This is a genomic window from Streptomyces sp. NBC_00234 (assembly GCF_036195325.1).
Taxonomy (GTDB): domain Bacteria; phylum Actinomycetota; class Actinomycetes; order Streptomycetales; family Streptomycetaceae; genus Streptomyces.
Window position 1 is genome coordinate 5,953,614 of record NZ_CP108101.1, and the last position, 21,477, is coordinate 5,975,090.

10 protein-coding genes, 1 tRNA gene and 3 rRNA genes are annotated in these 21,477 nt (G+C 65.2%); 10 read left to right on the forward strand and 4 right to left on the reverse strand.

Annotation, left to right across the window (positions count from 1 at the left end; genetic code table 11):
- Window positions 1-753, forward strand: a complete 753-nt coding sequence (gene dapB, locus OG230_RS26285) for a 4-hydroxy-tetrahydrodipicolinate reductase (protein ID WP_328906181.1) — start codon at window positions 1-3, stop codon at window positions 751-753.
- Between the two features lie 14 nt (window positions 754-767).
- A complete protein-coding gene (locus OG230_RS26290) occupies window positions 768-1,238 on the forward strand; it encodes a tetratricopeptide repeat protein (protein ID WP_328906182.1) in 471 nt (156 codons plus the stop codon).
- 60 nt (window positions 1,239-1,298) lie between these two features.
- Here the strand turns inward: OG230_RS26290 and OG230_RS26295 are convergent, their stop codons facing one another.
- Together OG230_RS26295 and OG230_RS26300 are read right to left on the reverse strand one after the other, a co-directional pair.
- Window positions 1,299-1,850 (reverse strand): hypothetical protein, encoded by a 552-nt coding sequence (locus tag OG230_RS26295; protein ID WP_328906183.1) that lies wholly within the window; start codon window positions 1,848-1,850, stop codon window positions 1,299-1,301.
- A 94-nt stretch (window positions 1,851-1,944) separates the two neighbouring features.
- The gene (locus tag OG230_RS26300) at window positions 1,945-2,184 is read right to left on the reverse strand and encodes a hypothetical protein (RefSeq protein WP_328906184.1); all 240 of its coding nucleotides are present in this window, start codon (window positions 2,182-2,184) and stop codon (window positions 1,945-1,947) included.
- Between the two features lie 186 nt (window positions 2,185-2,370).
- Here OG230_RS26300 and thyX point away from each other — a divergent pair, with 186 nt between their 5' ends.
- The 7 genes from thyX (at window position 2,371) to OG230_RS26335 (ending at window position 12,011) form a co-directional block, all read left to right on the forward strand.
- A complete protein-coding gene (gene thyX, locus OG230_RS26305) occupies window positions 2,371-3,108 on the forward strand; it encodes an FAD-dependent thymidylate synthase (RefSeq protein ID WP_328906185.1) in 738 nt (245 codons plus the stop codon).
- A 152-nt stretch (window positions 3,109-3,260) separates the two neighbouring features.
- Window positions 3,261-4,160 (forward strand): 4-hydroxy-tetrahydrodipicolinate synthase, encoded by a 900-nt coding sequence (gene dapA, locus OG230_RS26310; protein ID WP_328906186.1) that lies wholly within the window; start codon window positions 3,261-3,263, stop codon window positions 4,158-4,160.
- A gap of 131 nt (window positions 4,161-4,291) precedes the next feature.
- Window positions 4,292-5,977: a ribonuclease J gene (locus tag OG230_RS26315; protein WP_328906187.1), complete on the forward strand. Its 1,686-nt coding sequence runs from the start codon at window positions 4,292-4,294 to the stop codon at window positions 5,975-5,977.
- A 613-nt stretch (window positions 5,978-6,590) separates the two neighbouring features.
- Window positions 6,591-8,116 (forward strand): 16S ribosomal RNA (locus OG230_RS26320).
- Window positions 8,117-8,413: 297 nt separating this feature from the next.
- Window positions 8,414-11,540: ribosomal RNA gene (locus OG230_RS26325) — 23S ribosomal RNA — on the forward strand.
- A gap of 76 nt (window positions 11,541-11,616) precedes the next feature.
- Window positions 11,617-11,733, forward strand: a 5S ribosomal RNA gene (gene rrf / locus OG230_RS26330).
- The 16S, 23S and 5S rRNA genes sit together here with 1 tRNA gene alongside, the layout of an rRNA operon.
- Window positions 11,734-11,938: 205 nt before the next feature.
- Window positions 11,939-12,011: transfer RNA gene (locus OG230_RS26335), tRNA-Thr, on the forward strand.
- Window positions 12,012-12,072: 61 nt separating this feature from the next.
- Here the strand turns inward: OG230_RS26335 and OG230_RS26340 are convergent.
- The gene (locus tag OG230_RS26340) at window positions 12,073-12,675 is read right to left on the reverse strand and encodes a hypothetical protein (RefSeq protein WP_328906188.1); all 603 of its coding nucleotides are present in this window, start codon (window positions 12,673-12,675) and stop codon (window positions 12,073-12,075) included.
- Between the two features lie 220 nt (window positions 12,676-12,895).
- Complete coding sequence (locus tag OG230_RS26345) at window positions 12,896-15,526, reverse strand: SpoIIE family protein phosphatase (RefSeq protein ID WP_328906189.1); 2,631 nt, start codon at window positions 15,524-15,526, stop codon at window positions 12,896-12,898.
- Between the two features lie 401 nt (window positions 15,527-15,927).
- Between OG230_RS26345 and OG230_RS26350 the strand changes: the two genes are divergently transcribed.
- The gene (locus OG230_RS26350) at window positions 15,928-21,372 is read left to right on the forward strand and encodes a HAMP domain-containing protein (RefSeq protein ID WP_328906190.1); all 5,445 of its coding nucleotides are present in this window, start codon (window positions 15,928-15,930) and stop codon (window positions 21,370-21,372) included.
- Window positions 21,373-21,477: the final 105 nt, after the last annotated feature.

The window sequence follows — 21,477 nt, forward strand, 5'->3', positions numbered from 1 at the left end:
ATGAGCAAGCTGCGCGTGGCCGTTCTCGGCGCCAAGGGACGCATCGGGTCCGAGGCGGTACGAGCCGTCGAGGCCGCCGACGACATGGAGCTGGTGGCCGCCCTGAGCCGCGGCGACAAGCTGGAGACCCTCGCGGACGCCGGCGCCCAGGTCGTCGTCGAGCTCACCACCCCCGCATCGGTGATGGGCAACCTCGACTTCTGCATCCGGCACGGCATCCACGCGGTCGTGGGCACGACCGGCTGGACCGACGAACGGCTCGCGCAGCTGAACACCTGGCTCGACGGCTCGCCGGAGACCGGGGTGCTCATCGCGCCGAACTTCTCCATCGGCGCGGTCCTCACGATGAAGTTCGCGGCACAGGCCGCGCCCTACTTCGAATCCGTCGAGGTCGTCGAGCTGCACCACCCCCACAAGGCCGACGCGCCCTCCGGGACCGCCACCCGTACCGCCCAGCTCATCGCGGAGGCACGCGAGCGGGCCGGCTCGGCTCCTCAGCCGGACTCCACGGTCACGGCCCTGGACGGCGCACGCGGCGCGGACGTCGACGGCGTCCGCGTCCACGCCATCCGCCTCAGCGGCCTCCTCGCACACCAGGAGGTCCTGCTCGGCGGCGAGGGCGAGACCCTCACCATCCGCCACGACTCCCTGCACCACAGCAGCTTCATGCCGGGCATCCTGCTCGGTACGCGGCGTGTGGTGACCACTCCCGGCCTCACGTTCGGCCTGGAACACTTCCTCGACCTGAACTGACTGAGCCGACACCCATGCGCGCAAAGATCACTTACCTTGTCACCGCTGCCGTCCTGGTCTTCTACTTCGCCCTGGTCGGCAGCCGTGGCCTCCTGCTCATACGGCACGGCACGCTGCTCACGGTCACCTTCGGCGTCGCGGTTCTGATCCTGCCGGTGATCGGCGTCTGGTTCCTGTGGAAGAACACCCAGTTCGTCCGCAGGGCCAACGCCCTGGCCGCCGAGCTGGAAGCCCAGGGCGGCCTGCCGGTCGACGAACTGCTCCGTACCCCGTCCGGCCGTATCGACCGGGACTCCGCCGACGCCGTGTTCGCACGCCGCCGTGAGGAGACGGAGGACAACCCCGACGACTGGCGCTGCTGGTTCCGCCTGGCAGTCGCCTACCAGGACGCCAGGGACACCCCGAGAGCCCGCAAGGCCATGCAGCGAGCCATTGCCCTGCACCGGGCGAGCCCGACGAGCGATCCCGCTCCGTCGGGCGTCTGATCCGTTCGAGCCCGTCCGGCGACCAGCGTCGGCCGGACGGGCCGCTCCGAACGACAGGCCCTAGCCCCGCCGGTACTCGTCGCCCCACGCCTCGATCGCGTCGGTGGCCCGCTCGAACGCCTCCGCACGCGCCAGGAAGTCCGCGTTGTGGTCCGTGACCAGCGGCGGCAACGTTTCGCCACCCTGGCGCACGACGATCAGCGCCTGGCCCTGGACCGTGCGCGGCAGCCCGAGCCACTTGACCGGCTGCTGAACGGTACGCACCGCGGCGGCCCGGTTCCACCGGACCGTCGTCGTGCGGAAGAAGCCCACCCGACGCACTCCGTGCCGGCTGACCCAGGCGCCCACGCGCAGCAGCCGCAGGGCAGAGACGATCACCACCGTGGCGAGGACGAGGCACAACGTCGCCCCGGAAAGTCCTCCGGCCACGGCGGTGATCATCCCGGCGAGCAGGACGAACGAGGCGAGCAGCAACAAAGTGGCCGCCGCCGCGACCCGCCACGGCCCGGGGCGGTAGGGCCGCCGCCAGCTGTCGTGGTCGTCGAACGGCAGCGCGATGTCCTCTGCGCCCGCGTCGAATGCGCGGTCGGCCGTCAGAAAGGGCAGGGGCACGACTGATCCTCACTCACAAGCACGCTCGATTGCTGTGCCCGGTGAGGCTACCGAGGAGCCCACCGACCCGACCACCCCAGGGGGTCCGTACGAGTCAGCGGCCCTGAGCGGCCTCTGAATTCTGGCCGTGCGACGGGCTCCGGTCGGTGTCGAGCGCGGGAACGCCGAAGAGCAGCGATCCGGCCAGACCGGCGACCACGGTGAGCCCCACGAGATAGCGGCCGGCCAGCTGCGAGACGCTGGCCCGCTCACGGGGAGGGGGAGTGACATTGCTGCGGAACCGGTCGGCCTCGGCAACGAACGAGAACGGGACGGATTCACGCCGGCGGAACATGAGGAAGCTCTCCTTGAACTATGTGACGGGTGCTGCTATTGAGTCAGACGCACGGCGGGCCCGATCGGTGCCCCGAATCGCCGAACGATTCGAAGAATTCCTGCGTACGGATGCCGTACGGCTGCCCCCGCCGCGGCCCGTAGAGTGGACGCCGCCCGAGCGCAGCAATTGGAAGGACCCCCGCCGGTGAGCGAGACCCCCGAGCCCACAAAGCTCAGCTTCCGCAGCGATGTCACCGTTGACCTGGTGAAACATGCCGCAGGTGACTCCGACGTACTCTTCGCGGCCCGTGTCTCCACGGCCGGTGAGCAGTCCCTGGAAGAGGTCACCAAGGACCCTGAGCGCTCCAAGGGGCTCATCAACTTCCTCATGCGGGACCGCCACGGAAGCCCCTTCGAGCACAACTCGATGACCTTCTTCATCAGCGCCCCGATCTTCGTGTTCCGCGAGTTCATGCGGCACCGCGTGGGCTGGTCGTACAACGAGGAATCGGGCCGCTACAGGGAGCTGGAGCCGGTCTTCTACGTCCCCGGCGAGTCCCGCAAGCTCATCCAGCAGGGCCGCCCCGGCAAGTACGAGTTCGTCGAGGGCACCCAGGAGCAGCACGAGCTCACCGGCCGCGCCATGGAGGACTCGTACCGCCAGGCGTACGAGGCGTACCAGGAGATGCTGGCCGCAGGTGTGGCCCGCGAGGTCGCCCGCGCGGTGCTCCCCGTTGGCCTGTTCTCGTCCATGTACGCCACGTGCAACGCCCGCTCGCTGATGCACTTCCTCGGCCTGCGCACCCAGCACGAGCTGGCGAAGGTCCCGTCGTTCCCGCAGCGCGAGATCGAGATGGTCGGGGAGCAGATGGAAGCGCACTGGGCGGCTCTCATGCCGCTCACTCATGCGGCCTTCAACAAAAATGGACGGGTCGCCCCGTAAGCGGTGTCCGTATTGCGGCGTTTCGTGAAGTTCATCTAGGCTGATCAAACGGACCCGGCACTGCTTGAACCCCCGAGCAGGCAGTGCCGGGCTCCACTTCCTCGTCCCCCCGAGGGGACACGGCGCTCCGAGCAACGAGTAGCGTGTTACCCATGGCTCCGATCTCCACTCCGCAGACCCCCTTCGGGCGGGTCCTCACCGCTATGGTCACGCCCTTCACGGCGGACGGCGCACTCGACCTCGACGGCGCCCAGCGGCTCGCCGCCCATCTGGTGGACGCAGGCAACGACGGCCTGGTCATCAACGGCACCACCGGTGAGTCCCCGACCACCAGCGACGCGGAGAAAGACCAGCTCGTACGGGCTGTACTCGAAGCAGTCGGAGACCGGGCACACGTCGTCGCCGGCATCGGCACGAACGACACCCGGCACAGCATCGAACTGGCCCGCACCGCGGAGCGCGCCGGCGCGCACGGCCTCCTCGCCGTCACGCCGTACTACAACAAGCCGCCGCAGGAAGGTCTCCTGCGACACTTCACCGCCATCGCGGACGCCACCGGTCTCCCCGTGATGCTGTACGACATTCCGGGCCGCAGCGGTGTGCCCATCGACACAGAGACGCTCGTACGGCTCGCCGAGCACCCCCGGATCGTCGCCAACAAGGACGCCAAGGGGGATCTGGGCCGAGCCAGCTGGGCCATCGCCCAGTCCGGCCTCGCCTGGTACTCCGGCGACGACATGCTGAACCTCCCGCTCCTCTCGGTCGGCGCCATCGGCTTCGTCTCGGTGGTCGGCCACGTCGTCACCCCCGACCTGCGGGCGCTCATCGAGGCCCACCTCGGCGGCGACGTCCAGAAGGCGACGGAGATCCACCAGAAGCTGCTCCCGGTCTTCACCGGGATGTTCCGCACCCAGGGCGTGATCACCACCAAGGCCGCGCTCACCCTGCAGGGCCTGCCGGCCGGTCCACTGCGCCTCCCGCTGGTGGAACTCACCGCCCAGGAGACGGCGCAGCTCAAGATCGATCTGGCTGCCGGTGGGGTACAGCTGTAACCACGGACTTCACAACTGAATAAGCGAGGAACACTCGCGAAAGCACCATCCCCAGACAACAGCAAGTGCACGAATGACATGCGCGCCACGTGCCCTCAGCGGTACGTGGCGTGCGTGGTAAGGAGAGTCTTTTGAGTCATCCGCATCCTGAACTCGGTACCCCGCCGAAGCTCCCGAAGGGCGGCCTGCGCGTAACCCCGCTCGGCGGCCTGGGGGAGATCGGCCGCAACATGACGGTCTTCGAGTACGGCGGACGCCTGCTCATCGTCGACTGCGGCGTCCTCTTCCCCGAGGAGGAGCAGCCGGGCATCGACCTGATCCTGCCGGACTTCACCATCCTCCGGGACCGTCTGGACGACATCGAGGGCATCGTCCTCACGCACGGACACGAGGACCACATCGGTGGTGTCCCGTATCTGCTGCGCCTGAAGCCGGACATCCCGCTCATCGGCTCCAAGCTGACCCTCGCGCTGATCGAGGCGAAGCTCCAGGAGCACCGGATCCGTCCGTACACCCTTGAGGTCACCGAGGGCCAGCGCGAGCGCATCGGCGTGTTCGACTGCGAGTTCATCGCGGTCAACCACTCCATCCCGGACGCCCTCGCGGTCGCCATCCGCACTCCCGCGGGCATGGTCGTCGCCACCGGCGACTTCAAGATGGACCAGCTTCCGCTGGACGGCCGCCTCACCGACCTGCACGCCTTCGCGAGGCTGAGCGAGGAAGGCATCGACCTTCTCCTCTCGGACTCGACGAACGCGGAGGTCCCCGGCTTCGTGCCGCCCGAGCGGGACATCTCCAACGTCCTGCGTACGGTCTTCGCGAACGCCCAGAAGCGGATCATCGTGGCGAGCTTCGCGAGCCACGTGCACCGCATCCAGCAGATCCTGGACGCCGCCCACGAGTACGGCCGCAGGGTCGCCTTCGTCGGCCGCTCGATGGTCCGCAACATGGGCATCGCCCGTGACCTCGGCTACCTCAAGGTCCCCGCGGGCCTCGTCGTGGACGTGAAGACCCTCGACGACCTGCCGGACGACGAGGTCGTGCTGGTCTGCACGGGTTCCCAGGGCGAGCCGATGGCGGCCCTGTCCCGCATGGCCAACCGCGACCACCAGATCCGCATCGTCCCGGGTGACACGGTCATCCTGGCGTCGTCGCTCATCCCGGGCAACGAGAACGCGGTCTACCGCGTGATCAACGGCCTGACCCGCTGGGGCGCCAACGTCGTCCACAAGGGCAACGCCAAGGTCCATGTCTCGGGCCACGCCTCGGCCGGCGAGCTGCTGTACTTCTACAACATCTGCAAGCCGAAGAACCTGATGCCGGTCCACGGCGAATGGCGCCACCTCAGGGCCAACGCCGAACTGGGCGCCCTCACCGGCGTACCCAAGGACCACATCGTCATCGCCGAGGACGGCGTCGTCGTCGACCTCATCGACGGCAAGGCCAAGATCGTCGGCAAGGTTCAGGCGGGATATGTGTACGTCGACGGCCTTTCGGTCGGCGATGTCACCGAGACCTCCCTCAAGGACCGCCGCATCCTCGGCGACGAGGGCATCATCTCCGTCTTCATCGTCGTCGACAGTTCCTCGGGCAAGATCGTGGGCGGCCCCCACATCCAGGCCCGTGGCTCCGGCATCGACGACGCGGCGTTCAGCGCCGTCGTCCCGAAGGTCCAGGACGCGCTCAACAAGTCGGCACAGGACGGCGTCATGGAGCCGCACCAGCTCCAGCAGCTGGTCCGCCGCACGGTGGGCAAGTGGGTCTCCGACACCTACCGCCGGCGCCCGATGATCCTTCCGGTCGTGGTCGAGGTCTGACCTCTACCAGGGCCAACACGGAGCGGGGCGCCTCGATTTGCATCGGGGCGCCCCGCTCCAGTACGTTTACGGCTCCGCCTGACCGGGAAGCACCTCGCGCACTTGTGCGCAGGGAGCACCCGAAGCGGGGCGGGAATTCCGACTCAGATTCTCTGATAAAGTCGGATCCGCCGAAAGGCAAAGGCCCTCCAACAGGCCGCCGGAATCAAATTCGGACCGGAAACGGAACGGAAATGAATCTGGTAAGGTTGGAACCGCCGGAAAGGGAAACGCGAAAGCGAAGAACTGGAAAGCGAAACCCGCTTCGACCGGGAATCGGACACGAAAGAGTCTGATAGAGTCGGAAACGCAAGAACGAAGGGAAGCGCCCGGAGGGCCCCGGTGAAACGGGACCGAAGGAAGCGTCAGTTCCTTGAGAACTCAACAGCGTGCCAAAAGTCAACGCCAAATATGTTGATACCCCGGCCCACTTCGGTGGGTTGGTGGTTCCTTTGAAGTCCTACCGGCCCATGTGGCGGGTAGGCAACACTAGCGAGGACGCTGTGAACGATCGGTCATATTCCGACTCGGTCGTTCCGCTCTTTTATGGTGCTCTCCCGATTACGGGAAAACATTCATGGAGAGTTTGATCCTGGCTCAGGACGAACGCTGGCGGCGTGCTTAACACATGCAAGTCGAACGATGAAGCCCTTCGGGGTGGATTAGTGGCGAACGGGTGAGTAACACGTGGGCAATCTGCCCTTCACTCTGGGACAAGCCCTGGAAACGGGGTCTAATACCGGATAACACTCTGTCCCGCATGGGACGGGGTTAAAAGCTCCGGCGGTGAAGGATGAGCCCGCGGCCTATCAGCTTGTTGGTGGGGTAATGGCCTACCAAGGCGACGACGGGTAGCCGGCCTGAGAGGGCGACCGGCCACACTGGGACTGAGACACGGCCCAGACTCCTACGGGAGGCAGCAGTGGGGAATATTGCACAATGGGCGAAAGCCTGATGCAGCGACGCCGCGTGAGGGATGACGGCCTTCGGGTTGTAAACCTCTTTCAGCAGGGAAGAAGCGCAAGTGACGGTACCTGCAGAAGAAGCACCGGCTAACTACGTGCCAGCAGCCGCGGTAATACGTAGGGTGCGAGCGTTGTCCGGAATTATTGGGCGTAAAGAGCTCGTAGGCGGCTTGTCACGTCGGATGTGAAAGCTCGGGGCTTAACCCCGAGTCTGCATTCGATACGGGCTAGCTAGAGTGTGGTAGGGGAGATCGGAATTCCTGGTGTAGCGGTGAAATGCGCAGATATCAGGAGGAACACCGGTGGCGAAGGCGGATCTCTGGGCCATTACTGACGCTGAGGAGCGAAAGCGTGGGGAGCGAACAGGATTAGATACCCTGGTAGTCCACGCCGTAAACGTTGGGAACTAGGTGTTGGCGACATTCCACGTCGTCGGTGCCGCAGCTAACGCATTAAGTTCCCCGCCTGGGGAGTACGGCCGCAAGGCTAAAACTCAAAGGAATTGACGGGGGCCCGCACAAGCAGCGGAGCATGTGGCTTAATTCGACGCAACGCGAAGAACCTTACCAAGGCTTGACATATACCGGAAAGCATCAGAGATGGTGCCCCCCTTGTGGTCGGTATACAGGTGGTGCATGGCTGTCGTCAGCTCGTGTCGTGAGATGTTGGGTTAAGTCCCGCAACGAGCGCAACCCTTGTTCTGTGTTGCCAGCATGCCCTTCGGGGTGATGGGGACTCACAGGAGACTGCCGGGGTCAACTCGGAGGAAGGTGGGGACGACGTCAAGTCATCATGCCCCTTATGTCTTGGGCTGCACACGTGCTACAATGGCCGGTACAATGAGCTGCGATGCCGCGAGGCGGAGCGAATCTCAAAAAGCCGGTCTCAGTTCGGATTGGGGTCTGCAACTCGACCCCATGAAGTCGGAGTTGCTAGTAATCGCAGATCAGCATTGCTGCGGTGAATACGTTCCCGGGCCTTGTACACACCGCCCGTCACGTCACGAAAGTCGGTAACACCCGAAGCCGGTGGCCCAACCCCTTGTGGGAGGGAGCTGTCGAAGGTGGGACTGGCGATTGGGACGAAGTCGTAACAAGGTAGCCGTACCGGAAGGTGCGGCTGGATCACCTCCTTTCTAAGGAGCATCTAGATTCTCTTCGGGGAATCCAGAGACCATTTCGTCGGCAAATGTTCGACGGTGGTTGCTCATGGGTGGAACGTTGACTATTCGGCACGACAGGTTGTTTCTTCGAGTACTGCTTCGGCGTGGAAAGAAGAAATGGATCGGTCGGGTCGGGCACGCTGTTGGGTATCTGAAGGTACGGCCGTAAGGTCGCCTTCTGTTGCCGGCCCCAGTGAACTCGCCTGTAAGGGTGGGGTGATGGGTGGCTGGTCGTTGTTTGAGAACTGCACAGTGGACGCGAGCATCTGTGGCCAAGTTTTTAAGGGCGCACGGTGGATGCCTTGGCACCAGGAACCGATGAAGGACGTGGGAGGCCACGATAGTCCCCGGGGAGCTGTCAACCAAGCTTTGATCCGGGGGTTTCCGAATGGGGAAACCCGGCAGTCGTCATGGGCTGTCACCCACTGCTGAACACATAGGCAGTGTGGAGGGAACGCGGGGAAGTGAAACATCTCAGTACCCGCAGGAAGAGAAAACAACCGTGATTCCGGGAGTAGTGGCGAGCGAAACTGGATGAGGCCAAACCGTATGCGTGTGATACCCGGCAGGGGTTGCGCATGCGGGGTTGTGGGATCTCTTTTTCATAGTCTGCCGACTGTGAGACGAGTCAGAAACCGTTGGTGTAGGCGAAGGACATGCGAAAGGTCCGGCGTAGAGGGTAAGACCCCCGTAGCTGAAACATCAACGGCTCGTTTAAGAGACACCCAAGTAGCACGGGGCCCGAGAAATCCCGTGTGAATCTGGCGGGACCACCCGCTAAGCCTAAATATTCCCTGGTGACCGATAGCGGATAGTACCGTGAGGGAATGGTGAAAAGTACCGCGGGAGCGGAGTGAAATAGTACCTGAAACCGTGTGCCTACAAGCCGTGGGAGCGTCGCTGTATGTGCTTGCACATGCAGTCGTGACTGCGTGCCTTTTGAAGAATGAGCCTGCGAGTTAGCGGTGTGTAGCGAGGTTAACCCGTGTGGGGAAGCCGTAGCGAAAGCGAGTCCGAATAGGGCGATTGAGTTGCACGCTCTAGACCCGAAGCGGAGTGATCTAGCCATGGGCAGGTTGAAGCGGAGGTAAGACTTCGTGGAGGACCGAACCCACCAGGGTTGAAAACCTGGGGGATGACCTGTGGTTAGGGGTGAAAGGCCAATCAAACTCCGTGATAGCTGGTTCTCCCCGAAATGCATTTAGGTGCAGCGTCGTGTGTTTCTTGCCGGAGGTAGAGCACTGGATAGGCGATGGGCCCTACCGGGTTACTGACCTTAGCCAAACTCCGAATGCCGGTAAGTGAGAGCACGGCAGTGAGACTGTGGGGGATAAGCTCCATGGTCGAGAGGGAAACAGCCCAGAGCATCGACTAAGGCCCCTAAGCGTACGCTAAGTGGGAAAGGATGTGGAGTCGCAGAGACAACCAGGAGGTTGGCTTAGAAGCAGCCACCCTTGAAAGAGTGCGTAATAGCTCACTGGTCAAGTGATTCCGCGCCGACAATGTAGCGGGGCTCAAGCGTACCGCCGAAGTCGTGTCATTCATACACATATCCCCAACGGGAGTATGGATGGGTAGGGGAGCGTCGTGTGCCGGGTGAAGCAGCCGCGGAAGCGAGTTGTGGACGGTTCACGAGTGAGAATGCAGGCATGAGTAGCGATACACACGTGAGAAACGTGTGCGCCGATTGACTAAGGGTTCCTGGGTCAAGCTGATCTGCCCAGGGTAAGTCGGGACCTAAGGCGAGGCCGACAGGCGTAGTCGATGGACAACCGGTTGATATTCCGGTACCCGCTTTGAAACGCCCAGTACTGAATCAGGCGATGCTAAGTCCGTGAAGCCGGCCCGATCTCTTCGGAGTTGAGGGTAGTGGTGGAGCCGATGAACCAGACTTGTAGTAGGTAAGCGATGGGGTGACGCAGGAAGGTAGTCCAACCCGGGCGGTGGTAGTTCCCGGGGTAAGGGTGTAGGCCGTGTGATAGGCAAATCCGTCACACATTAAGGCTGAGACCTGATGCCGAGCCGATTGTGGTGAAGTGGATGATCCTATGCTGTCGAGAAAAGCCTCTAGCGAGTTTCATGGCGGCCCGTACCCTAAACCGACTCAGGTGGTCAGGTAGAGAATACCGAGGCGTTCGGGTGAACTATGGTTAAGGAACTCGGCAAAATGCCCCCGTAACTTCGGGAGAAGGGGGGCCATCACTGGTGATCCGATTTACTCGGTGAGCTGGGGGTGGCCGCAGAGACCAGCGAGAAGCGACTGTTTACTAAAAACACAGGTCCGTGCGAAGCCGTAAGGCGATGTATACGGACTGACGCCTGCCCGGTGCTGGAACGTTAAGGGGACCGGTTAGTGCACTTTCGGGTGTGCGAAGCTGAGAACTTAAGCGCCAGTAAACGGCGGTGGTAACTATAACCATCCTAAGGTAGCGAAATTCCTTGTCGGGTAAGTTCCGACCTGCACGAATGGCGTAACGACTTCTCGACTGTCTCAACCATAGGCCCGGTGAAATTGCACTACGAGTAAAGATGCTCGTTTCGCGCAGCAGGACGGAAAGACCCCGGGACCTTTACTATAGTTTGATATTGGTGTTCGGTTCGGCTTGTGTAGGATAGGTGGGAGACTTTGAAGCGGCCACGCCAGTGGTTGTGGAGTCGTCGTTGAAATACCACTCTGGTCGTGCTGGATGTCTAACCTGGGTCCGTGATCCGGATCAGGGACAGTGTCTGATGGGTAGTTTAACTGGGGCGGTTGCCTCCTAAAGAGTAACGGAGGCGCCCAAAGGTTCCCTCAGCCTGGTTGGCAATCAGGTGTTGAGTGTAAGTGCACAAGGGAGCTTGACTGTGAGACCGACGGGTCGAGCAGGGACGAAAGTCGGGACTAGTGATCCGGCAGTGGCTTGTGGAAGCGCTGTCGCTCAACGGATAAAAGGTACCCCGGGGATAACAGGCTGATCTTCCCCAAGAGTCCATATCGACGGGATGGTTTGGCACCTCGATGTCGGCTCGTCGCATCCTGGGGCTGGAGTCGGTCCCAAGGGTTGGGCTGTTCGCCCATTAAAGCGGTACGCGAGCTGGGTTTAGAACGTCGTGAGACAGTTCGGTCCCTATCCGCTGTGCGCGTAGGAATATTGAGAAGGGCTGTCCCTAGTACGAGAGGACCGGGACGGACGAACCTCTGGTGTGCCAGTTGTCCTGCCAAGGGCATGGCTGGTTGGCTACGTTCGGAAAGGATAACCGCTGAAAGCATCTAAGCGGGAAGCCTGCTTCGAGATGAGTATTCCCACCCCCTTTGAGGGGTTAAGGCTCCCAGTAGACGACTGGGTTGATAGGCCAGATGTGGAAGCCCGGTAACGGGTGGAGCTGACTGGTACTAATAGGCCGAGGGCTTGTCCTCAGTTGCTCGCGTCCACTGTGTTAGTTCTGAAATAACGAACAGCTGTGTTTTTGCCAGCGTTCAAATTTCATAGTGTTTCGGTGGTCATTGCGTTAGGGAAACGCCCGGTTACATTCCGAACCCGGAAGCTAAGCCTTTCAGCGCCGATGGTACTGCAGGGGGGACCCTGTGGGAGAGTAGGACGCCGCCGAACAATTATTCCGGGAAAGCCCCGTGCCCTTGTGGCACGGGGCTTTTCTGCGTTTACGGGTAGGAATGCGGCAGATGCGTGGGTGTCCTCGTGGGGCTGCGGTTGTCCGTTCCCCTGCCCTCCACCGGCGGTCGTGCCACGACGATCGACGGTTTTGCGTACCCCTCAACTCGGGGTATGCTTTAGCTCGTTGCCGCAGGGCAGCAAGGCCCCAATAGCTCAGTCGGTAGAGCGTCTCCATGGTAAGGAGAAGGTCTGCGGTTCGATTCCGCATTGGGGCTCAGGAAAGAGAAAGGCCCCCGCCATTGGCGGGGGCCTTTCTCGTGTTCAGATGCTCGCCGGTCAGGAACGCAGCTTGGGCATCAGCGCCCGGACGGTCTCCGCCATAGCCGGCCAGGCCGCTGTGACCTGTTGATCGGTCAGGGGGGTCAAGCTCTGCACCTGGACCTCGCACTCCAGGTTGCTGTCCCGGACCACTGACCGGAGGTCGCTACGGAAGACCGCGGCCTCTTTGACGCTCTCGTAGCGGAAGGCACCGCCGCCAAGACCCGGTACCCGCACCACCGGGCCTTGAGCCTCCTTCGACGCGGAGGACCGCACGTACTCGTACTGCTTGATCGCGGTGGCCACGTCCTTCCACGCGGTGCAGTAGACGACGGAACGGCCGTCCGCCTTCGTCCCGGCCGTCCTGAAGCCCTGCAGGCAGGCGGCGCCCCTGCCCGTGGCCGGATCGGAGCCGGTCTTCTGCCCCTTCGGCGGACCGTCCGTCGGTGCGACGGCGGCGGTCAGAGGGCCGAAGTCGACCTTCGGGCAGAGGTCCGTCGGCGGACGGTAGTCGCCGGGCCCGCTCGTGGGTGCGGCAGCCGCCGTTGGTGTGCCTCCGGCATCGGCGGACCCTTTCCCGTCCCCGCTGTCACACCCGGCCAGTGAGCCGAGCACGAGCACGAGACCCGTACCCCATCTCGCTGCACGAACGCCTTTGCCTGTCTGGGACAACGCCACGTTCTCTCCCCCTCGGTGCCGGCCCGTCTACGGCCAACGGCGGCACCACCATCGCAAGGCGCAGCCCCGCGCACATCCGGGAGAGTACGTAGTCCTCTACGTAGAGACCGGCGCTACCGGTAAGGCGCTGCCGTGCAAGTCCGTGACGTGACAGGGTGATCGGTCACGGCACCAGGGTCTGCGGCTCGGGGACGCGCATGGCAAGGATGGCCATGTCGTCGGAGGCCGGCTCGGCGGCGAAGCGCTCCACAGCTCGCAGGATGCGTGCGGCCACCGCGCCTGCCGTGAGGCCCGTACAGGTGGCCAGGACATCGGCCAGGCCGTCGTCGCCGAGCATGCGAGCGCCCTCTCGGCGCTCGGTGACGCCGTCGGTGACGCACAGCAGGACGTCGCCCGGGTCGAGGGTGACCTCCTGCTCGTACAGCTCCAGGTCCTCGATGACACCGAGCAGGGGCTGAGGTTCCGCGGCGGCGACGACCGAACCGTCCTGCCGCAGGCGCAGTGGCAGGGGGTGGCCGGCGCACACCACCTTGAGGAGTGCGCTGCCGTCATCCTGGGGCCACAACTCGCCGTAGAGGAGCGTGAGGAAGCGGCTGCGGGTGCCCTCGTCCAGGATGGCCGCGTTCAGGCGCTCCAGGACCGCCGGGCCCGGGAAGCCCTCGCGCGCCAGGAGGCGCAGGGCGTGCCGGGCGAGGCCCGTGACGGCCGCGGCTTCGGGGCCCGTACCGCAGACGTCACCGATGGCGAAGCCGTAGGCGCCGTCATGGATCGGGAAGACGTCGTAGAAGTCGCCCCCGACCTCGTTGCCCTCGCCGGCCGCGCGGTAGATGACCTCGATCTCGACGTTGGGTACGTCGGGCAGGCCCGGGGGCAGCAGGCTGCGCTGGAGCGACTGGCTGATCGCCATGCGCTCCGAGTAGAGCCGGGCGTTGTCGAGAGCGAGCGCGGCCCGGCGCGAGAGGTCCTCGGCCAGTTCCAGGATCTCCTGGCGGAAGTGGTCGTCCGACGGTTTGCCCAGCGTGAGCATGCCGATGACGCGGTTGCGGGCCACCAGGGGGAGCACCACGGTCTCTCCGCCGACGGCGGCTGCCGTCGCGAGCGTGGTGCGTGTCGCCATTCCCATGCTCAGCGGTGCGTCGCGGTCGAGGCTGCGCAGGGACGTGTGGAGGGCCGCCTGGTGGGCGGCCTCCGAGGGGGCGGACCAGACGCGGGCTCCGGGTGCCGGTACCGGGTCCGGCGGGGCGATCTTCGACAGCAGGTCCTTGAGGCCGTCGATGCGCTCCTCGTCCTCGTGGAGCACGTACGAGAGGTACGGCTCGGAGGACTGGTCCGCGATCGTGTAGACGGCGCACCAGGTGGCCAGTGTGGGGACCGTCATCTGGGCCATCAGCGCCAGGGTCTGGTCCCGGTCGAGGGTGCCTGCGAGCAGGTCCGACGCCTCGACGAGGAAGGACAGGGAGCCTCGGCGCAGCCGTTCCAGCTCGCCGAGGCGGGCGGACTCGACGGCCAGGGCGATGCGGTCGGCGGCGAACTGGAGGCGCAGGGCCTCCTCGTTGGAGTAGCGGCCGGGTGCTTCGGCGGCGACGCCGAGGGAGCCGGTGAGGCGTCCCTCGACCTTCAGAGGAACCGTGACGACGGACCGCATGCCGGTGTCGACGAGCAGGGGGACCGCGCCGGGAACCGCGTTGAGGTCCTCGTGGACCGCGGGCATCCTGGCGGAGCCGTAGCGCCCGGTGCCGGCTTCGACGGGGACCCGGGCGAAGCGCTGGCGAGCCGAGGGGAGGCCGGTCGTGGCCCGTACTTCGAGTTCGGTCTCGTCGTCGGTGGCGAGCAGCAGGAACGCCGAGTCGGCGTCGAGCATGTCGCGCGCCCGCTCGACCGTGCGCTGGAGCAGCCCGTCGAGGTCGTCGGGGGCGGGGGAGCCGATGAAGACCTCGAACGGGTCCGTGGCCCGGTGTTCCGTGCCCGTGTCGGTGACCGGCGTGCGGACGGGCGACTGGAGCACGGCGCGTTCGTAGTCGCGGACGAGGAGGCAGACCGTGGACGGTTCGCCCTGGGTGTCGCGGACCCGCAGGTGCGAGGCGTAGACCGGGATGACGCGGCCGTCGGCGCCGCGGAATCCGTAACTGCCTTCCCAGCGGGAGAGTCGGAGTGCGTCGGCGATGCCGGTGTTGGTGCCGGGGGTGTGCGGCCAGGCCGCGAAGTCGGTGAGCTGTTTGCCGGTGACCTGGTCGGCGGCGTAGCCGAAGAGGAACGTGGCGTCGTCGTTCCAGGCGGTGACGCCGCCGGTGCTGTCGATCTGGACGACGGCCACACGTACCCGTTCATCGGTGACGGGGAGCATGGCCGTGGGCAGGAGGGGGCCCGCGGAGCGGATGCCGATGGGGCGTTCGGGCAGGTCGAGTTGGAACCAGACATGTTTGTGCGTGGGGGTGTACTCCACGCCCCAGCGGGAGGCGAGCGCGGCGCAGAGCAGCAGGCCGCGTCCGCTCTCGCGCTCCGGGCCGGCATCGATGCCGGAGCCCTGCAGCGGGACCTCCCGCTCGGGATAGTGGTCGGAGACCTCGACCCGTACGCCGTCCTCCGTGCGCAGGCACAGCACGTCCGCGGCGGTTCCCGCGTGCACGACGGCGTTGGTGACCAGCTCGCTGGTGAGGACGACGGCGTCGTCGACGACGTCGGTGTACCCCCAGCCCTGGAGGGTGTCGCGGACAAAGGCGCGGGCGGTCGCGACCGAGCGCCCGACCGGGTCGAAGGTGGCAGCCGCGCGCGCGGTGATCACAGCACTCCCCATATGGATTCTCGTCGCTTCCCCGAGTCCTGTGCCCGATTCTCGCCGCTTCGATTCGCCTAGCCAGGCTAGACGCTCGCTCACTGTCCCGGGTACACGAGGGCCGACTTCGGTACGGAGGCGGTCTGATAAGCGTGCGCGGGCGCACAACTATGGACTTCGGGAGGAAGGATGGGGGGCAACCGCCGGAGGTTCCGCCCCGACCTGTTTCGGCCTGGTACGTTTCAACGATTTGACGTCCGCATGGTCACCCGTCGACGGTGTCCTGTGGCGGTGAGCCAAAGAAGATCTGGGCAAGCTTCCGGATAGGCCCGAGCTAAACGGTCAACCCCTGCGGGAGGGACACGGTGGAGTCTGGCGTGGCGGCGCGGGGTTCAGGCACGCGCACTAAAGGCGGACAGTCCGTGAAAAAACAGCGCAATGGGACCATCGATGTGGACGCGGCAGCTCTGAACAGACTGCTCGCGGCCCTGGTGGCGATGCGGGACGGAAACTTCCGCAGGCGGCTGACCGTCTCCGGCGACGGGGTACTGACCGAGATCGCGGCGGTCTTCAACGAGGTCGCGGACCGGAATCTTCACCTCACGGGCGAGCTGGCACGTGTACGTCGTGTGGTGGGACGTGAGGGAAAGCTCACCGAACGGCTGGAGACCGGGGCCTGTGAGGGGTCCTGGGCGGCTGCCATCGACGCGTCCAACGAGCTCGTGGACGATCTGGCCCGTCCGGTCTCCGAGGTCGGACGCGTGCTGTCGGCGGTCGCCGACGGTGACCTCGAACAGCGTATGGAACTGCGCTCGCACACCGCCGACGAGACCGTACGGCCCTTGCGCGGCGAGTTCCTGAAGGTCGCCCGCACGGTCAACAACCTGGTCGATCAGCTGTCGGCGTTCACCGAGCAGGTGACGCGGGTCGCGGTCGAGGTGGGTACCGAGGGGAAGCTGGGCGGACAAGCGCAGGTGCGCGGAATGTCCGGTTCGTGGAAAGACCTCACGGACTCCGTGAACACCATGGCGTACCGGCTGACCGCACAGGTGCGGGACATCGCGCTCGTGACGACGGCGGTCGCCAAGGGGGATCTCTCCCGGAAGGTCACCGTTCATGTGGCCGGCGAGATGCTTCAGCTGAAGAACACCGTCAACACGATGGTGGACCAGCTGTCGTCCTTCTCCTCCGAGGTGACCCGGGTCGCGCGTGAGGTGGGTACGGAGGGCGAGCTGGGCGGTCAGGCCACGGTGCCGGGTGTGGCCGGGGTGTGGAAGGACCTCACCGACTCCGTCAACACGATGGCCGGGAACCTGACTTCCCAGGTGCGCGGTATCGCCGAGGTGACGACGGCGGTCGCCAACGGCGACCTGTCGCAGAAGGTCACGGTCAGTGCGCGCGGCGAGGTCGCGCAGCTGGCGGAGACCATCAACCAGATGACCGAGACGCTGCGGACCTTCGCGGACGAGGTCACGCGGGTCGCGAGCGAGGTCGGTGGCGAGGGTCTGCTCGGTGGGCAGGCCCAGGTGCCGGGTGCGGCGGGGACCTGGAAGGACCTCACCGACTCGGTGAACACGGTCTTCCGGAACCTGACGACCCAGGTGCGCGACATCGCGCAGGTGACGACCGCGGTGGCCAGCGGCGATATGACGCAGAAGGTCACGGTCGACGTGGCCGGCGAGATGCTGGAGCTGAAGAACACCGTCAACACGATGGTGGACCAGCTCCAGTCCTTCGGTTCGGAGGTGACCCGGGTCGCCCGGGAGGTCGGCGTCGAGGGCCGCCTCGGCGGGCAGGCAGAGGTGCCGGGTGCGGCGGGGACCTGGAAGGACCTCACCGACTCGGTGAACACGGCGTTCCGGAACCTGACGGGTCAGGTGCGCGACATCGCGCAGGTGACCACGGCGGTCGCGAACGGCGATCTGTCCCAGAAGGTCACCGTGGACGTGGCCGGCGAGATGCTGGAGCTGAAGAACACCGTCAACACGATGGTGGCGCAGCTGTCCTCCTTCGCCGACCAGGTGACCCGGATGGCGCGGGACGTGGGTACGGAGGGCCGCCTCGGCGGGCAGGCGCGGGTCGACGGTGTCTCCGGTACGTGGAAGGAGCTCACCGACTCCGTCAACTTCATGGCGGGGAACCTGACATCCCAGGTGCGTCAGATCGCGCAGGTGACCACGGCGGTGGCCCGGGGTGATCTGTCGCAGAAGATCGACGTGGACGCCCGGGGCGAGATCCTGGAGCTGAAGAACACCATCAACACGATGGTGGACCAGCTCTCCGCCTTCGCCGAGCAGGTGACCCGGGTGGCCCGTGAGGTGGGCACGGACGGGCGGCTCGGTGGTCAGGCGCAGGTGCCCGGTGTGGCCGGGGTGTGGCGCGATCTGACCGATTCCGTGAACGGTATGGCGGGGAACCTCACCGCCCAGGTCCGTAACATCGCGCAGGTCGCCACGGCGGTGGCCCGGGGTGATCTGTCGCAGAAGATCGACGTGGACGCCCGGGGCGAGATCCTGGAGCTGAAGAACACCCTCAACACGATGGTGGACCAGCTGTCCAACTTCGCCGAGCAGGTGACCAGGGTCGCCCGCGAGGTGGGTACGGAAGGCATCCTGGGCGGTCAGGCCGAGGTGCAGGGCGTGTCCGGCACGTGGAAGGACCTCACCCAGTCCGTCAACGGCATGGCGAACAACCTGACCATGCAGGTCCGCAACATCGCCGAGGTCACCACGGCGGTGGCCAAGGGCGACCTCTCCAAGAAGATCACCGTTGACGCCAAGGGCGAGATCCTCGAACTGGTGACGACGGTCAACACGATGGTCGACCAGCTGCTGAACTTCGCCGACGAGGTGACCAGGGTCGCCCGTGAGGTGGGTACCGAGGGGATCCTCGGCGGTCAGGCCCGGGTGCGGGGCGCGACGGGCATCTGGAAGGACCTCAGCGACAACGTCAACCTGATGGCCAACAACCTGACCAGTCAGGTGCGCAACATCTCGCGGGTCTCGTCCGCGGTCGCCAACGGCGACCTGACGAAGAAGGTCACGGTCGAGGCGCGCGGTGAGGTCGCCGAGCTCGCGGACACCGTCAACACCATGGTGACGACGCTGTCCTCGTTCGCCGACGAAGTGACGCGTGTGGCGCGCGAGGTGGGTACGGAGGGCGAGCTGGGAGGCCAGGCGCGCGTCCCGGGTGTCTCCGGTACGTGGAAGGACCTCACCGAGTCGGTGAACTCGATGGCGTCCAACCTGACCGGGCAGGTGCGGCAGATCGCGACCGTCACCACGGCCATCGCCAAGGGTGATCTCACCAAGAAGATCGACATCGACGCGCGCGGTGAGATCCAGGAGCTGAAGAACACCATCAACACGATGGTGGATCAGCTCTCGTCCTTCGCCGAGCAGGTGACCCGGGTGGCCCGTGAAGTGGGCACCGAGGGGCAGTTGGGCGGTCAGGCCCGGGTCCGTGACGTGGACGGCACCTGGCGCGACCTCACCGAGTCGGTGAACGAGATGGCCGGGAACCTGACGCGGCAGGTGCGTGCCATCGCGGCCGTCGCCACCGCCGTGACCCGGGGCGATCTCAACCTCAAGATCGACGTGGATGCCGCCGGCGAGATCCAGGTGCTGCAGGACAACATCAACACCATGATCGCGAACCTGCGCGACACCACCCTCGCCAACAAGGAGCAGGACTGGCTCAAGGGCAACCTCGCGCGGATCTCCGGTCTGATGCAGGGCCGCCGCGACCTCGACGACGTGGCGTCGCTGATCATGAGCGAGCTGACTCCGGTGGTCTCGGCCCAGCACGGCGCGTTCTTCCTGGCCATGGCGCAGGGTGACACCGACGAGGTGGGCGCGGACGGCCGGGAAAGCGCGTACGAGCTCCGTATGCGCGGCAGTTACGGCTACTCGGCGGGCTCCATGCCGACGTCCTTCCGGCCCGGCGAGACGCTGATCGGGACAGCGGCCGAGGAGAAGCGGACGATCCAGGTGGACAACGTGCCGCCGGGCTATCTGAAGATCTCCTCCGGTCTCGGTGAAGCGCCGCCCGCGCATGTGATCGTGCTGCCGGTGCTCTTCGAGGGGAAGGTCCTCGGTGTGATCGAGCTGGCCTCCTTCCAGCCGTTCACGCACATCCAGCGGGACTTCCTCAACCAGCTGGCCGAGATGATCGCGACCAGCGTCAACACCATCAGCGTCAACACCAAGACCGAGAAGCTGCTTGAGCAGTCGCAGGAGCTCACCGAGCAACTGAGGGACCGGTCGCAGGAGTTGGAGAACCGCCAGAAGGCTCTCCAGGCGTCCAACGCCGAGCTGGAGGAGAAGGCCGAGCTGCTGGCCCAGCAGAACCGCGACATCGAGGTGAAGAACACCGAGATCGAGGAGGCCCGGCAGGTGCTGGAGGAGCGAGCCGAACAGCTCGCCGTCTCCATGCGCTACAAGTCCGAGTTCCTGGCGAACATGTCGCACGAGCTGCGCACGCCCCTCAACTCGCTGCTCATCCTGGCCAAGCTGCTCGCGGACAACGCGGAGGGCAATCTCTCTCCGAAGCAGGTCGAGTTCGCCGAGACGATCCACGGCGCAGGTTCCGATCTGCTCCAGCTGATCAACGACATTCTCGACCTCTCGAAGGTCGAGGCGGGCAAGATGGACGTCAGTCCGACCCGGATCGCGCTGGTTCAGCTGGTCGACTACGTGGAGGCGACGTTCCGGCCGCTCACGGCGGAGAAGGGGCTCGATTTCTCCGTACGGGTGTCACCCGAGCTTCCGGCGACGCTGCACACGGACGAGCAGCGGCTCCTCCAGGTGCTGCGCAACCTCCTGTCCAACGCGGTGAAGTTCACCGACAGCGGGGCCGTCGAGCTGGTGATCCGCCCGGCCGGTGCCGATGTGCCCAACTCCATCAGGGAGCATCTGCTGGAGGCGGGGTCGCTGAGGGACGCCGACGCCGATCTGATCGCGTTCTCGGTCACCGACACCGGTATCGGGATCGCGTCCAGCAAGATGCTGGTGATCTTCGAGGCGTTCAAGCAGGCGGACGGGACGACCAGCCGCAAGTACGGCGGTACGGGCCTCGGTCTCTCCATCAGCCGGGAGATCGCCCGGCTGCTGGGCGGCGAGATCCACGCGGCCAGCGAGCCGGGCCGGGGTTCGACCTTCACGCTCTATCTGCCGCTGCACGCGAGCGAACTGCCGCCCCAGGGCTACCCGCAGATGGGACCCGGTCCCATCGAGGCGCACGGCAACGCGATCGAGAGCGGTCTGCGTCCGGAGGCCCCGGCCGGCCGCGCGACCGGTGCGGAGCCGCCGCTGGGTGACCCCTCGGCGACCGCGGGGATGTTCCGGCGGCGGCGCAAGGCGCTGGGCGGGGCCGGGCGGCAGCCCGCTCTGCCGACCGGCCGGCAGAGCGCCGGGAGCGCGGCGCACGAGGAGTGGGTGCAGGAAGCACCGGAGGGCCAGGAGGAGAAGGAGCCGCGGCGGACGTTCCGGTTCCATGGCGAGAAGGTGCTGATCGTCGACGACGACATCCGTAACGTCTTCGCGCTCACCAGCGTGCTGGAGCAGCACGGACTGTCGGTGCTGTACGCGGAGAACGGGCGCGAGGGCATCGAAGTCCTGGAACAGCATGACGATGTGACGGTCGTGCTGATGGACATCATGATGCCCGAGATGGACGGGTACGCGACGACGACGGCGATCCGCAGGATGCCGCAGTTCGCCGGTCTGCCGATCGTCGCGCTCACCGCGAAGGCGATGAAGGGTGACCGGGAGAAGGCGATCGATTGTGGTGCTTCCGACTACGTCACGAAACCGGTCGATCCTGACCACTTGTTGTCGGTCATGGAGCAGTGGATGCGCGGAGAGTGATGACGAATGGAAAGAATCACGATGAGTTGCTGATCGGCTCTGTCTGAACGGGTGTGAGTACGGGGTATTCGGGGAACCTTCTGGTCTCCCACCGCGTTTTCGGTA

Coding starts and splice junctions, on each gene's coding strand:
- dapA (WP_328906186.1), top strand. CDS start 3,261: ATGGCTCCGATCTCCACTCCGCAGACCCCCTTCGGGCGGGTCCTCACC.
- OG230_RS26345 (WP_328906189.1), bottom strand. CDS start 15,526: ATGGGGAGTGCTGTGATCACCGCGCGCGCGGCTGCCACCTTCGACCCG.
- OG230_RS26290 (WP_328906182.1), top strand. CDS start 768: ATGCGCGCAAAGATCACTTACCTTGTCACCGCTGCCGTCCTGGTCTTC.
- dapB (WP_328906181.1), top strand. CDS start 1: ATGAGCAAGCTGCGCGTGGCCGTTCTCGGCGCCAAGGGACGCATCGGG.
- OG230_RS26300 (WP_328906184.1), bottom strand. CDS start 2,184: ATGTTCCGCCGGCGTGAATCCGTCCCGTTCTCGTTCGTTGCCGAGGCC.